Annotated in this window: 11 protein-coding genes; 5 read left to right on the forward strand and 6 right to left on the reverse strand. The window is 63.0% G+C overall.

The window, feature by feature from the left end:
• Positions 1-16: 16 nt before the first annotated feature.
• The 6 genes from CRO06_RS04240 to CRO06_RS04265 all read right to left on the reverse strand — a co-directional run bounded on the left by CRO06_RS04240 (position 17) and on the right by CRO06_RS04265 (position 7,513).
• Entirely contained in the window at positions 17-1,660 is a 1,644-nt protein-coding gene (locus CRO06_RS04240) for an acetolactate synthase large subunit (protein WP_097057798.1), read from the reverse strand.
• Between the two features lie 198 nt (positions 1,661-1,858).
• Positions 1,859-2,185, reverse strand: a complete 327-nt coding sequence (gene mdtI, locus CRO06_RS04245; RefSeq protein WP_097057799.1) for a multidrug/spermidine efflux SMR transporter subunit MdtI — start codon at positions 2,183-2,185, stop codon at positions 1,859-1,861.
• A complete protein-coding gene (locus CRO06_RS04250; RefSeq protein WP_097057800.1) occupies positions 2,182-2,532 on the reverse strand; it encodes an SMR family transporter in 351 nt (116 codons plus the stop codon). The genes mdtI and CRO06_RS04250 overlap by 4 nt, the downstream gene beginning before the upstream one ends.
• A gap of 312 nt (positions 2,533-2,844) precedes the next feature.
• Positions 2,845-3,060, reverse strand: coding sequence for a hypothetical protein (locus CRO06_RS04255; protein ID WP_097057801.1), 216 nt, complete (start codon positions 3,058-3,060; stop codon positions 2,845-2,847).
• Between the two features lie 137 nt (positions 3,061-3,197).
• The gene (locus CRO06_RS04260) at positions 3,198-4,511 is read right to left on the reverse strand and encodes a ribonucleotide-diphosphate reductase subunit beta (protein ID WP_055098876.1); all 1,314 of its coding nucleotides are present in this window, start codon (positions 4,509-4,511) and stop codon (positions 3,198-3,200) included.
• 125 nt (positions 4,512-4,636) lie between these two features.
• Positions 4,637-7,513 carry a ribonucleoside-diphosphate reductase subunit alpha gene (locus tag CRO06_RS04265; RefSeq protein ID WP_097057802.1) on the reverse strand — a complete coding sequence of 959 codons (2,877 nt, stop codon included), beginning with the start codon at positions 7,511-7,513 and terminating at the stop codon, positions 4,637-4,639.
• 651 nt (positions 7,514-8,164) lie between these two features.
• Between CRO06_RS04265 and CRO06_RS04270 the strand changes: the two genes are divergently transcribed.
• From CRO06_RS04270 to CRO06_RS04290, 5 genes are all read left to right on the forward strand, one after another.
• Positions 8,165-8,887, forward strand: a complete 723-nt coding sequence (locus CRO06_RS04270; protein ID WP_014995605.1) for a response regulator — start codon at positions 8,165-8,167, stop codon at positions 8,885-8,887.
• Between the two features lie 96 nt (positions 8,888-8,983).
• Positions 8,984-10,597 (forward strand): ATP-binding protein, encoded by a 1,614-nt coding sequence (locus CRO06_RS04275; protein ID WP_097057803.1) that lies wholly within the window; start codon positions 8,984-8,986, stop codon positions 10,595-10,597.
• Between the two features lie 151 nt (positions 10,598-10,748).
• Positions 10,749-12,218 (forward strand): glycerol kinase GlpK, encoded by a 1,470-nt coding sequence (glpK, locus tag CRO06_RS04280; protein WP_055098878.1) that lies wholly within the window; start codon positions 10,749-10,751, stop codon positions 12,216-12,218.
• Between the two features lie 252 nt (positions 12,219-12,470).
• Positions 12,471-13,559 (forward strand): GGDEF domain-containing protein, encoded by a 1,089-nt coding sequence (locus CRO06_RS04285; RefSeq protein WP_097057804.1) that lies wholly within the window; start codon positions 12,471-12,473, stop codon positions 13,557-13,559.
• Positions 13,559-14,662 (forward strand): GGDEF domain-containing protein, encoded by a 1,104-nt coding sequence (locus tag CRO06_RS04290; RefSeq protein ID WP_022995750.1) that lies wholly within the window; start codon positions 13,559-13,561, stop codon positions 14,660-14,662. The genes CRO06_RS04285 and CRO06_RS04290 overlap by 1 nt, the downstream gene beginning before the upstream one ends.
• Positions 14,663-14,979: the final 317 nt, after the last annotated feature.

The raw sequence follows: 14,979 nt of genomic DNA on the forward strand, positions 1-14,979 counted from the left end.
GAACGGTGTCAGCGGCTCAGACCTTGCTGCTCAGCTCGCGGATTTCCTGATTGAGAATGCGGTCGTTCATGGAGTAATCCACCGGCAGGTCGATGACGTGAACACCGCCGGCCTCGAAGCAGCTCTCCACCAGGGGAACCAGTTGATCGCTGCTTTCCACCCGGTGCCCTTCGGCGCCATAGGCCTTGGCGTAGGCGACGAAATCCGGATTGCGGAAATCCAGACCGAAGTCGTGGAAGTCCATCTGGCTCTGTTTCCACTTGATCATGCCGTAGCCGTCGTCGCGCAGAATCAGTACCACCAGATCCAGCCCCATGCGCACCGCGGTTTCCAACTCCTGGGAGTTCATCATGAAGCCGCCGTCACCGCAGACCGACAGGACCCGCCGGTTGGGATGAACCATCTTGGCCGCCATCGCCGAGGGCAGGCCGGCGCCCATGCTGGCCAGGGCGTTGTCCAGCAGGACCGTGTTGGGATGGGTTGCCGGGTAGTTGCGGGCGAACCAGATTTTGTACATGCCGTTGTCCAGGGCGATGACACCGTCGTCGGGCATCACCTTGCGCACCTCGTGCACCAGCCGCTGGGGCAACATCGGGAAACGATCGTCGCGGGCTCCTTCGTTGATGTGCTTCTGCAGCGCATCGCGCACCCGGTGAAAATCGGCGAAGCTCCAGTGCTCCTGCGGGTCGAGACGCTCCTTGAGCTGCCACAGGCTGTTGGCGATGTCGCCGACCACTTCGATCTGAGGGAAGTAGACCGGATCCACCTGGGCGGAGTTGAAGTTGATGTGCACCACTTCCGGTCCGCCGGGACGCATGAAGAACGGCGGCTTTTCCACCACGTCATGGCCGATGTTGATGATCAGGTCGGCGGCGCTGATGGCGCGGTGCACGAAATCGCCATCGGACAGCGCGGTATTGCCGAGGAAGTGCGGGCCGGTTTCGTCCACCACGCCTTTGCCCATCTGCGTGGTGACCACGGGAATGCCCAGCTTGTCGATGAACTGCCGCAGCATCTTGCTGGTCAGTTTGCGGTTGCCGCCGGCACCCACCAGGATCAGCGGTTTGCGCGCGTTCTGGATCGCTTCCACGGCGCGGCAGATGGCCTTGTCCTCGGCGATGGGCCGGCGCGTCAGACTCGGCTCCAATACCGGCATGGTGGAATGTTCGCGGGCGATGTCTTCCGGTAATTCCAGGTGGGTGGCGCCGGGACGTTCCTCCTGGGATAGACGGAACGCCTCACGGATGCGGGCGGGAATGGTGTCGCCGCTGACCACCTGCTTGGTGAACTTGGTCAGCGGGCGCATCATGTCGACCACGTCGATAATCTGGAACTGGCCCTGTTTACTGGATTTGATCGGCTTCTGGCCGGTGATCATCACCATCGGCATGGCGCCGAGCTGGGCGTAGGCGGCGGCGGTGACCAGATTGGTGGCACCGGGCCCCAGGGTGGACAGACAGACGCCGGCCTTACCGGTGAGGCGGCCGTAGGTGGCGGCCATGAAACCGGCGGCTTGCTCGTGGCGGGTAATGACCAGGTTGATTTTCTTGGACCCCCGCAGGGACTCCAACAAATCCAGATTCTCTTCCCCGGGGATGGCGAACAGATATTCGACGCCTTCGGCTTCCAGGGCACGAACAAAGAGATCCGACGCTTTCATGAACAGGGGCTCCCTAACGCAGCAACTCTCGATATGCGGCAACATATGCAGCAACTCTTACATGAACAGCAGTGCGGCAATATGTAAAAAGACGGCGCGACCTTCCGGTCAGCGCCGTCACTCACTATAACGCCTTGGGCGCGCGGTTGCGCGTGGATTGGCTGATGGATGTCATCGGATTATCCAATCAGCGCGGGTTTAACCAAATTTGAGCAATGCCAGACCAGTCAGCAATACGACGATCCCCAATACGCCCAGGCCGCCGAGGCGCTGGCCGAACAGCACCGCGCCGGCGGTGACCGTGGCGAGAATGCCGAAGCCGCCCCACAGGGCATAGGCCACCGCCAGATCCAGGTGGCGCACGGATTGCGTCAGGGCGGTGAAGGCGGCCAGCACACAGACAATGGACAACAAGGCCGGCACGCGGCGGCGGAAACCCCGCGAGTACTTGAGCATGACGTTGGCGACCACATCCAGCACCACGGCCAGGAGCAACCAGCACAGCGCGATCAGAGTCGGGCTCATGATGCCTCCCCCTGCTCATCGGCCGAATCGCGGGTGCCAACCTTGAGCAGGGCGATGCCGCTCAACAACAGCAGCATGCCGAGCCATTGCCAGAGGGACAAGGACTCGGCGAACAGGGTCAGCCCCACCAGGGCGATCAGCAGTAGCCCAAGGGCTTCCCAGAGGGCGTAGGCCACGCCCAGGGGAATATGTTCCACCGCCCGTGCCAGGCAGTAGTAGGACAGGGTGATCAGAACATACATGGCCAGGTGACCGGTGATCGGCGCTTCGCCGCTGGCCAGTTTCATTACGCTGGTCCCCATCACCTCGGTGACGATGGCGGCCAGCAGGAACAACCACGGATTCATGGTCGGGTCTCCATATGGAACAGCCCGGATCGGTTCCGGGAAATTGGAAAAGAGGTATCAGGGAAGGGCCGTCAAAGCCGCCTGGGCAGGGGCGATCGGCCGTCAGTCGTGGGGAGACCTACAGATAGTGGCGCCAGCACAACTCACTGTGGATGGCGTGGTTGAGCGGCGGAAGCCGCAAAGCAAACAGGGGAGACATGGTGAAGGGATTATAAGTCGCGGAATAAAAAACCGCCAGACAGCGCCAGGACGGCGGGAAGCACCCCGCGGAGATAAGGAACCCGACAGGCCGCTTGGGACGGCCTGACGGAGTCAGTGCCAGGTGCCGCCCAGATTCTCGCAGCGTTCGAGGAATTCCTCGGCGGTCAGTTCCTCGGTTTCGTCTTCCAGGTGGGAAGCCACCTGTTCCTTGAGTTGGGCCACCACGGTGCTCATCACCGTCAGAGCTTCTTCCACCTGCTCAATGGTATCGAGCAATTCGCGGGCTTCCTGTTTATCATGGCCGTCGTAATCTTCGTGGTCGCTCATTCACGCCTCCGGGAAGGGTTGTGCTTATGGTGCCAAAGCATTGCCGGAGAAACAATGCGAAGCCGGCTATCGGACATCGACCGCGGCCCAGGGGGCCGCGGTCGATTCGAAATGTCAGCACAGTGCCCGGAGCGGACTCAGTCCCAGCTCAGCGCTCCACCGACCTGATACTCGGTGACCCGGGTCTCGAAGAAGTTCTTCTCCTTGCGCAGATCCATGATCTCGCTCATCCAGGGGAAGGGGTTGCTCACGCCCTTGAACTGCTCGGGCAGGCCCAACTGGGTGAGACGGCGGTTGGCGATGAACTGCAGGTACTCTTCCATCATCGCGGAGTTCATACCCAGCACGCCACGGGGCATGGTATCGCGGGCGTACTGAATCTCCAGTTCGGTGCCTTCCAGGATCATCTGAGTGGCCTTGTCACGCATGGCCTGATCCCACAGGTGCGGGTTCTCCAGTTTGATCTGGTTGATCACGTCGACGCCGAAGTTCACGTGCATGGACTCGTCGCGCAGGATGTACTGGAACTGTTCGGCCACGCCGGTCATCTTGTTACGGCGGCCCATGGACAGAATCTGGGTGAAGCCGCAGTAGAAGAAAATACCTTCCAGTACGCAGTAGAAGGCGATCAGGTTCTGCAGCAGCGCCTTGTCGGTTTCCGGGGTGCCGGTCTTGAATTCCGGGTCGGACAGCTCACGGGTGTACTGGATGCCCCATTGAGCTTTCTTGGCCACGGAGGGGATTTCCCGGTACATGTTGAAGATCTCGCCTTCGTCCATGCCCAGGGATTCGATGCAGTACTGGTAGGCGTGGGTGTGAATCGCCTCCTCAAAGGACTGACGCAGAATGTACTGGCGGCACTCCGGATTGGTGATCAGCCGGTAAATGGCCAGCACCAGATTGTTCGCCACCAGGGAGTCGGCGGTGGAGAAGAAGCCCAGGTTGCGCTTGACGATGCGGCGCTCGTCCTCGGTCAGACCGTCGCCGCGCTTCCACAGCGCCAGGTCGGCGTTCATGTTGATTTCCTGGGGCATCCAGTGGTTGGCGCAGCCGTCCAGGTATTTCTGCCAGGCCCAGTCGTACTTGAAGGGGACCAACTGGTTGAGGTCGGCCCGGCAGTTGATCATGCGTTTGTCGTCCACCTGCACGCGGCCGGCGGTGCCTTCCAGCTCCGCCACGCCCTCGGCCACGTCCATCTGCGCCACGGCCTGTTGCGCGCGGGCCACGGCGTCGCTCAGGGCGCGTTCCCGGGGGCTTTCGTTGGCGGCGTCAGCGGCTCTTCCTCGCTCTTGTTGAGGTTCAGCATTCGCTGCACTTCCCGCTGCCGGTGCTTGAGGTGCAGATGCCGCTTTCTCAGAGACCGGCTCAGATTGCGGCGGCGTCGGCTGTGTGACGCGGGGCTGCTTGTTGGCGGGCGTCTCTTGCGCATCAAAATCGTCCCAGCTCAGCATGATTCTCTCCATTCTTTCAGAGTGACGTCTTGGCGTCACCGGTGGTGCATTCTGTAAGTGGCCTGATGCCCGGCGCCGTACGCATGGAACGGCGTTTGGCGCCGGGCATCAGGCGCCCGGCGTCCTTACTGGCACGCCTCGCAGTCCGGGTCGTCGATGGAGCAGGCCTGCGGTACATCCGCCGCCTTGTCGAACTGGGCCGGCTCCTCCGCCACGGCGGATACCCGGTTGAGCTTGTTGTCGTTGACCGTGGACTTCTCGGTCTGGGTGGCGCCGATGGCACGCAGGTAATAGGTGGTTTTCAGACCCAGCAGCCACGCCATTTTGTAAGTCACATCCAGCTTTTTGCCGTTGGCTTCGGCGATGTACAGGTTCAGGGACTGGGCCTGATCGATCCATTTCTGGCGTCGGCTGGCGGATTCCACCAGCCAGCGCGGCTCCACCTCGAAGGCGGTGCGGAAACGCTCCTTCAGGTCCGCCGGCACCCGCTCGATCGGCTGCACGGAACCGTCGTAGTACTTGAGGTCGTTGACCATCACGTTGTCCCACAGACCACGTTCCTTGAGCGCGTTCACCAGATAGGGGTTGACCACGGTGAATTCGCCGGACAGGTTCGATTTCACGTACAGGTTTTGATACGTGGGCTCGATGGATTGGGATACGCCGGTGATGTTGGCGATGGTGGCGGTGGGCGCGATCGCCATCACGTTGGAGTTGCGCATGCCCTTGCGCGCTCTTTCTCGCACGCTGTCCCAATCCAGGGTCTGGCTGCGATCCACCTTGCAGTAGTCCTCGCCACGCTGTTTCACCAGGATGTCGATGGAGTCGATCGGCAGCACGCCCTGGCTCCACAGGGACCCGTCAAAGGTCTGGTAGGCGCCGCGCTCCTCGGCCAGATCGGCGGAAGCCTGGATCGCGTAGTAGCTCACCGCTTCCATGGACTGGTCGGCGAACGCCACCGCGTCGGCGGAAGCGTAGCTGATGCCCTGCTTATACAGCGCGTCCTGGAAGCCCATGATGCCCAGGCCCACCGGGCGGTGCTTCAGGTTGGAGTTCTCCGCCTGCGGCACGCTGTAGTAGTTGATGTCGATCACGTTATCCAGCATGCGCACGGCGGTTTTCACGGTGCGCGCCAGCTTTTCCCGGTCCAGGCCGTTGTCGCCGATGTGCTGGGCCAGGTTCACGGAACCCAGGTTACACACCGCGATTTCCTCGCGGTTGGTGTTCAGGGTGATCTCGGTGCACAGGTTGGAGGAGTGCACCACGCCCACGTGCTGCTGCGGGCTGCGCAGGTTGCACGGATCCTTGAAGGTGAACCAGGGGTGGCCGGTCTCGAACAGCATGGAGAGCATCTTGCGCCACAGATTGATGGCCGGCAGCCGCTTGTAGTGCTTGATGCGGCCGTCACGGGTCATTTCCTCGTATTCGTTGTAGCGTTGCTCGAACGCTTCACCGTAGAGATCGTGCAGGTCCGGCGCGTCGTTGGGGCTGAACAGGGTCCACTCCTGCTCGTTCACCACCCGCTTCATGAACAGATCCGGGATCCAGTTGGCGGAGTTCATGTCGTGGGTACGGCGGCGGTCGTCACCGGTGTTCTTACGCAGCTCGAGGAATTCCTCGATGTCCATGTGCCAGGTTTCCAGGTAGGCGCAGACCGCGCCTTTGCGCTTGCCGCCCTGGTTCACCGCCACCGCGGTGTCGTTGACCACTTTCAGGAACGGCACCACGCCCTGGGATTTGCCGTTGGTGCCCTTGATGTAGGAGCCCAGCGCCCGCACCGGGGTCCAGTCGTTGCCCAGGCCGCCAGCGAATTTGCTCAGCATGGCGTTGTCGTGGATGGCGCTGTAAATGCCGGACAGATCATCGGGCACCGTGGTCAGGTAGCAGCTGGAGAGCTGCGGACGCAGGGTGCCGGCGTTGAACAGGGTCGGCGTGGAGCTCATGTAATCGAAGCTGGACAGCAGATTGTAGAACTCGATGGCACGCTCTTCGCGGTTGTTCTCGCGCAGCGCCAGACCCATGGCGACACGCATGAAGAAGCACTGCGGCAGCTCGATGCGGGTGTCGTTATGGTGGATGAAATAACGGTCGTACAGGGTTTGCAGGCCCAGGTAGGAGAACTGCAGGTCGCGCTCGCCCTTGAGCGCGGCACCCAGTTTTTCCAGATCGAAATCCGCCAGTTCCCGGTTCAGCAGCTCACACTCGATCCCTTTGTGCACGTAAGCGGCGAAAGTCTGGCTGTACAGCGCTTCCATCTCTTCCTGGTTAGCGCGCTCGGCCACGTCCAGGTACTGCAGCGCTTCGGCGCGGATCTTGTCCAGCAGCAGGCGGGCGGTGACCAGGGAATAGTTCGGTTCCACCTCGATCAGGGTGCGGGCGGTGATCACCATGGAGGTGTTCACGTCCTTGATGGAGACGCCGTCGTACAGGTTCTTGACGGTCTCGGCGATGATCTTGTCGGCGTCCACGTAATCCAGGCCGCGGCAGGCCTCGCGGATCAGGTGTTCCAGGCGGCCCATGTCCAGCGGCGCGCGGCTGCCGTCTTCCATGGTCACGGTCAGATCCACCTGATGGGTGGGCTCGGGGAACTGGCTGTCGCGCTCGGCGCGTTTGCGGGCCTGCTGCTCACGGTAGAGGACGTAATCGCGCGCCACCTTGTGTTCGCCGCCGCGCATCAGCGCCAATTCCACCTGGTCCTGGATTTCCTCGATGTGGATGGTGCCACCGGAGGGCATGCGGCGCTTGAAGGTGGCACTGACCTGCTCGGTGAGCCGGGCGACGGTGTCGTGGATGCGCGAGGAAGCCGCGGCGGTGCCGCCCTCCACGGCCAGGAAAGCCTTGGTGATGGCGACGGTGATTTTGTCGTCATCGTAGGGAACCACCTTGCCGTTGCGTTTGATCACGCGCAGCTGGCCCGGGGCGGTGGTGGATACGCCTGCGTCCTCGATGTCGATCGCATCGCGGTCGTCGGGTTGCGAGTCGCGATTCATCTCCGTTTGCATGATGCCCTCTCCGTAAAAGTGTGGTGCGATGCTGTTTAGTGTCCGGCCCGGCTGGCCGGGGCAGCGTCGTTGTGGTGCTGCCGTGGTGTCGGATCCGTGTTCTGTCCGGTGTCGCGACCTGCTTCCGCGAGGCCCGTCGCGGCCCTGGCGCCGCTTTCACCGTCTTCTTCCGCCTTTTCCGTGCGCCCGTGATGCCTGGATACCACTATATCTTGTGTGCCCGGATGGGCCGGGTACCCAGCGGGAGAAGCTGCCGCCGGCCCCGTGGCGCCGGCCCGCCACCGTTTCCAACTGCCTTCGGCCATGACCGAACAACGGGGCGGTGACATTTTACAAAACCCAATATATTGGGTTGCTGGTTCTGATTGGGTACAAGTTATAGTCGAGCGGGCGGATTTGCAAGATGCCGGCCTGGGGAAATCCTGTGGATAATGTGTGAACTTCTGTGAGTCTTTTCCGGCGCCGGAAATGACACTGGTAGTGCGGCGCCGCTATCCCATATATTGTGTCATCTTGCCGCCACCGCCATGGTTGCCGCCGCCGGGGTGTATGCGCTAAAAGAAGAATATCGCCACGCCACTGGGGGTGGGGCAGTTTGTACCGGGGCAACCCGGTCCCTTGTGAACAGAAACGGATAAGGATAACGACGGGATGACAACCGTGCAGGATAACCCGCCGACCATCATGATCGTCGAGGACGATGACCGCCTCGCCGACCTGACTCGAGAATACCTGGAATCCAACGGCCTCGCCGTTACCGTGGTGCGCGATGGGGAAGACGCGATCCGCCGGATCCGCGCCGAGCAACCGGATCTGGTGGTACTGGATCTGATGCTGCCGGGGGCGGACGGTCTGACGGTGTGCCGGGAAGTCAGGGGGGCGTACAAAAAGCCGATCCTGATGCTGACCGCCCGCACCGACGACATGGATCAGGTGCTGGGGTTGGAGATGGGCGCCGACGATTACGTCGCCAAACCGGTCAAGCCGCGGGTATTGCTGGCGCGGATCCGCGCCCTGCTGCGGCGGGTGGAAACCGACAACGAGCGTGACAACTCACCGGCCCGTCTTGAATTCGGTGCCCTGGTGATCGACAACGCCGCCCGTGAAGTGACGCTGAGAGGCGAATCCGTGGATCTCACCAGCGCCGAATACGATCTGCTCTGGTTATTGGCCTCCAATGCCGGCACCGTGCTGTCCCGGGAGACCATCTTCGAGAAACTCCGCGGCATCCAGTACGATGGTCAGGACCGTTCCATCGACGTGCGCATTTCCCGGATCCGCCCGAAAGTTGGTGACGACCCGGAAAATCCCAAGCGTATCAAGACCGTACGTTCCAAGGGCTACCTGTTCGTCAAGGAAATGAGTTCCGGTTGAGGGCACCGTGCCTGCTTCCCCGCCGTGCCGTGAGCGGCGCCGGCGGCGCGGGCCCGGCTGTTGGCGCCACTTGCCCGGGTTGACCGGAGAGGCCTCTTGAACAGCATTTTTGTGCGCATCTACGGTGGCATCCTGGTGGCCTTGCTGATCATCGGTGCCGCCACTTATGTCGGCGTTGATCTGATCAATCAGTACCGTGCCGGTCAGTACCGCGAGCGCATGGCGGAGGGGACTTTCTTTCTGCTCGGGGAGGGGCTGCGGGAGCAGTCCGGAGCCGACCGTGCCGAATGGTTGCGGGAAATGAGCCGCCGGCTTGGCGCGTCCCTGCGGATACACCCGGGGGCGGACCTCAGCCTGACCTACCGGGAGCGGTTGCACCTGGACGAAGGCCGGGTGGTGATCCGCGAACACCAGAAGTCCGAACGGATCACCGTGCTGTATCACGTTCCCGGCGGCGACGATTATCTGGTTACCAGTCTTGAACGTCTCTCCGAGCAGCAGGCGCGCGCCACCGCCGGTCTGATCCTGGACCGCCTCAAGGCGGTGGCGCCGGAGCAGCGGGCCGAGTCCCTGGCGCGGCTGGTGCCGTACTTCGGGTTTCCGCTGTCCCTGGCGGAGTGGGGGGAAGTCGGTCTGGACGAGGAACAGTACCAGCGTCTGGATCGCAACGAGACGGTGCTGCTGCTCACCGACAGCACGCGCCGGGACGCCACCCTCTACCTTTACGTGCCTATCCCGGGGGACCATCGGGTGCTGGTGCTCGGGCCGATGACCCTGTTCGATCCGTTCCCCTGGGAGCTGCTGGTGGTCGCCAGCTTGCTGGCCTTATGTCTGGTGGCGTTGTCCACCTATCTCCAGGTCCGGCCGTTGCAAACCCGTCTGCGTCATCTCGAGCGCGCGGTGAAACGGCTCGGCGGTGGCGACCTTACCGCCCACGCCGACGTTCGCGGCGGTGACTCCATCGGTCAACTGGCCGCCACTTTCAACGGCATGACCGCCCACATCCGCCGGTTGATCCATGCTCAGCGGGAGATGACCCGGGCGGTCTCCCACGAGTTGCGCACGCCGGTGGCGCGGCTGCGTTTCGGCCTGGAAATGCTGGCCGACAGTGAATCCGCCGAGGCCCGCCGGGAGCGGCTGGATGCTCTGGACCGGGACATTGACCAACTGGATCAATTGATCGATGAGATTCTTACCTACGCGCGGCTGGAGCAGGGCACGCCGACCATCGATTTCCAGCCGGTGTATCTGGTGGAAGTGTGCGAGCAGTTGCGAGGGGAACTGGACACGATTCGCGGGGACATCGTGATCGACGTGGAAGGGGACCGGGCCCTGGCCGTGGATGGCGACCCCCGCTACCTGCACCGTATCCTGCAGAATCTGGTCACCAACGCTTTGCGCTACGCGCAGGCGCGCATTCGCATGACCATACGCCTGGAAGGAGACGGTGAACGGGTGGTGCTGGACGTGGACGACGACGGTTCGGGGATCCCGGAACATCAACGTGAGCGGGTGTTCAAACCCTTCGCCCGCCTGGACCAATCCCGCCATCGTGCCAGCGGCGGCTACGGCCTGGGGCTGTCCATCGTCAAGCGTATTGTCGACTGGCACGGCGGCGAAGTGAGGGTGCTGGAAAGCGACTGGGGCGGCGCCCGTTTCCAGGTTATCCTGCCCCGCGAACAGCAGCGCCAGCATGTGCTGGGAAGATAAGAAGAGCAATTAACAGGGAATAGTGAATAGTTGACAGCGCGCGAAGCGATATCGAAGGGTGCTGAGCTCCTTGCCTCGTTTTTTGCGCTTTGGTTTTGTCTTTCGCTGTTAACTGTTCACTATTAATTATTAACTGATTCCCGGGGTTTTCATGTACATCCTCGCCATCGACCAGGGCACCACCAGTTCCCGCGCCATTGTGTTTGATCGCGATGGGACCGCGGTGGGGCAGGCGCAAAAGGAGTTCAAGCAGCATTTCCCCCAGGACGGCTGGGTCGAGCACGACGCTCAGGAAATCTGGAATGATGTGCTGGCGTTGTGCCGGCAGGCGTTGCGTAACGCCGCGGTGGAGGCGGCGCAGCTGGCGGCCATCGGAATCACCAACCAGCGCGAGACCACGGTGCTGTGGGACCGTGCCACCGGTGAACCGGTGGCGCCCGCCATCGTCTGGCAGGACCGTCGTACCGCCGCCTTGTGCCAGCAATTGAAGGATCAGGGGCACGAGGACACCGTGCGCGAGCGCACCGGCTTGTTGCTTGACCCGTATTTCTCCGCCACCAAGCTGGCCTGGCTACTGGATACTGTGGAAGGGGCCCGGGCGCGGGCCGAGGCCGGTGATCTGGCTTTCGGCACCATTGATTGCTGGCTGTTATGGAAGCTCACCCGTGGCAAGGTGCATGCCACCGACGCCACCAATGCCTCGCGCACGCTGTTGTTCAATATTCACGAGCAGCGCTGGGACGATACCCTGCTGAGCCTGTTCAACATCCCCGCCGCCCTGCTGCCGGAGGTGCGTGACAGCGCCGGTGATTTCGGGGTCACCGCGCCGGAGCTGCTGGGAGCGCCGGTGATGGTGGCGGGGATCGCCGGCGACCAGCAGGCGGCGTTGGTGGGACAGGCCTGTTTCCAGCCGGGCATGGTCAAGAGCACCTACGGCACCGGCTGCTTCATGATCATGAACACCGGCGCCGCGGTGACCTCGGAGAACCGCCTGCTGACCACCGTGGGTTATCGCCTCGGCGGCGAAACCACCTACGCGTTGGAAGGCTCCATCTTCGTCGCCGGCGCCGCCATCCAGTGGCTGCGCGACGGCCTTAATCTGATTTCCCACGCCAGTGAAACCGAGGCGCTGGCGCGTCGTGCCGGTTCCTCGCGCGGCGTCTATCTGGTACCGGCGTTCACCGGGCTGGGAGCGCCCTGGTGGGATCCTCATGCCCGCGGTGCCTTGCTGGGGCTGACCCGGGATACCGGTATCGCCGAGGTGGTCACCGCCGGTCTGGAGGCGGTTTGCTACCAGTCCCGGGACCTCCTGGAGGCGATGGCGGCGGACTGCCGGCGGCGGCCCACCACCTTGCGGGTGGATGGCGGCATGGTGGTGAACAACTGGCTCAGCCAGACCCTGGCGGATGTGCTGGGGATCCAGGTGGACCGCCCGGACGTGACCGAAACCACGGCTTTGGGCGCCGCCTATCTGGCCGGGCTCGGGTGCGGCTGGTACAGCGATCTGGCCCATGTGGGTGATCACTGGCGTTGCGAGCGCTCCTTCCTGCCGTCGCTGGAGGAGAAGGAACGTGAACGGCGCTACCAGGGCTGGCAGGCGGCGGTGCGCCGGGTGATGTGAGATGCGCCGGGTGATGTGAGGCGCCTCAGGGGGGGAGGAGGCGCCTCAGGGGATGTGACTTTCTTTTACACAGGCGGCATGGGCCGCCTCACCGGGTTTCAGTATCATTTCCGGGCTGCTCTAGGAAAATAGCCTGATGCCTGTTGCCGATACCGCCCTTGCGCGCCGCCGGCAAACCCGGATCCGGCTCCGGAACAGCGTTCGGCGTGTGGTGCATAGGCCCCCGCCTGCCATCATTCGGGGACCCGGCGCATGCAGCAAAGAATCTCGCGGGGATATGACAAACAGGAATTTCAGCGGCTGTCCCTGGCGGCGCTGCTGGGCGCCGGCGCTCACACTCTGGTGTGCTGGCTGGCGTTGCAATGGGGCTTTTTCGCATTGTCCCCAGAGGCTTTTTTCCTCACCTTCCTGGCGCTCTGGTTCGGCCATCTGGTGGTCTGGAGCCTGGCCTGCCTGACCCTTCGCAACGGGGGCGATGTCGGCCGTTTTACCGAGCCGGTGCTGGTATGGAGCACGGTGGCGTTGCTGGTCAGCGCCTTGTTCCTCAGTGACCATCGCCTGCTGGTCATGGTGTTTTTTCTCGCCGTGCTGCAAATCGGGGTGTTCCGCGTCGGCCGCTGGCAATTGCTGCGCCTGGCACTGCTCGGTGTGGGTGGTTACGCGCTGGTGTTGCTGGAACTGCAAAGTAGTGCGCGGTATGCCTTCAACGCCATGGTGGAGTGGCAGCACTGGCTGCTGTTCACCCTGGCGGTGGTGCTGATGATGTTGCTGGCGCTGGAGATCGTCGGCATTCGCCGCCGCATCGACGGCCGTAACGAAACCTTGCAGCAAATGGCACGGCAGGTCCGTGATCTGGCGATCCGCGATGAGCTGACCGGCCTGTACGGTCGCCGCCACGCCATGGAGTTGCTGACCAAGGCCTGTGGTCAGGCCCGCCGGGGAGCCTATCTGCTGGCGGTGGTGTTCGTCGATCTGGATCATTTCAAAACCATCAATGACCGATATGGGCACCTGACTGGCGACCGTGTTCTGATCCGTTTCGCCGATTTGCTGCGTCGCCATCTGCAACCGCCGGCCCTGGCGGCGCGGATGGGGGGCGAGGAGTTCCTTCTGATTCTGCCGGTCAGCCACCGGCAGCAGGCACGGGAGCTGGTGGAGCGGATACTGGCGGAACTGCGTGAAGAGGGCTTCGAGGGCCAGCCGGACTTGAGCGTGACCGCCTCCGCTGGCCTTGCCCTGGCCGGTGCCGGGGAAGAGGCGGAGCAGGTGCTGGCTCGCGCCGACCGGCTGCTGTATCAGGCCAAGCAGGCCGGCCGTGACCGCTTGCTGGAGGATGCGTGATGAAGCCGGACTGGCAGCCGCTGGGGCGCCTGACAGTGAACGAGCGCCGCCTGCTGCGGGTGCACGGCCGCTCGGTGGTGGCGGTGGCATTGTTTTATTCGGCGATGGCGGCGGTGCTGTGGAAACTGGGGCACAACCGTGTCGACGGGGAAGTACTGGCGTGGGCGCTGGTTTTGCTATGGAGTCTGATGCTGCCCTACCTGGCCATGATCGAGCGCGGTCTGACCCGGGCCTGGCAGGAACCGACGCTGTCGTTTCCGGCCGGGATCGTACTGGCCGCCATGCTGCTGCTGACGGCGGTACACACCACGGACGGCCGCCTCGCCGTGATGTTGCTGTATTTCCCGCTGCTGTTGCTGCTGTCGTTCCGGTTGGAGCCAAGAGCTCTGGGTTTGTTGTCGGTGGTGGTCAGCGCGGCTTACGGGTTGGCGTTGCTCGGCCTGTATCAGCACCGGGATGCGCAACTGGAGCTGGCGTCGGCGCTGCTGCAGTGGCTGGCTTTCGTGGCGGTGAGCGCTTGCTTCACCATTACCGGGGGCGGCGTCAACGCGTTGCGCCGGACCCTTGGCCGGCACAACCGGGAGCTAGCCAGAATGGTGCGGCAAAGCCGGGAGCTGGCGATCCGCGACGATCTGACCGGGCTGTTCAACCGCCGTCATATCGTGGAGGTGCTGGACTATCAGAAGAGTCTGGCGGACCGCCATCATTATCCGTTCGCCGTGTGTTACCTGGACATGGACCACTTCAAGGCGATCAACGACCGTTACGGCCATCAATGGGGCGACCAGGTGCTGCGCGCCTTTGCCGACCACGCCGCCGCTCTATTACGCGAAGGCGATTACCTGGCGCGGCTCGGCGGCGAGGAGTTCCTGATGGTGCTGCCGCAAAGTAACGAGGCCGGTGCCTTGCGCGTGGTGGAACGCCTGCGCCAGCAGTGGGCCAACGCCGGTTTCGACCATATGGGCGGGCCGGCCACGGTGACACTGTCCGCCGGGGTCGCCGGTTATCAGCCGGGGGAAACCGTGGAAGCCTTGCTGGCCCGCGCCGATCACGGGCTTTACCTGGCCAAGAGCCATGGCCGCAATCAGGTGCGGACGGGGTAGGCGCGGCGTGCAACATGCTTACGCCAACACGCTAATCGTGGCCATGGCCTTGCTATGAGGCCGCAGTCGAGTTGACAGTTAATAGTGGACAGTTAACAGCGAAACAAAGCAGTCGTGGTTCTTTAGCCGCTGTGGGAGCCAGCCTGCTGGCGAATACGGCCTCCGGTATTGGGCATTCGCTTGCGGGCAAGCTCCCACAGCGGCTTCGGCGCCCTCTCTGAATTCGTGTTCCCGGCACCTGCCGATAGGGCATTGCGGGAATTCACAAGCCAGAGCGTCGGACTCTCCTGCAATTATGGGACAGCCGTGGTTCACGG

Source organism: Alloalcanivorax xenomutans (assembly GCF_900217905.1).
Taxonomy (GTDB): Bacteria; Pseudomonadota; Gammaproteobacteria; order Pseudomonadales; family Alcanivoracaceae; genus Alloalcanivorax; species Alloalcanivorax xenomutans.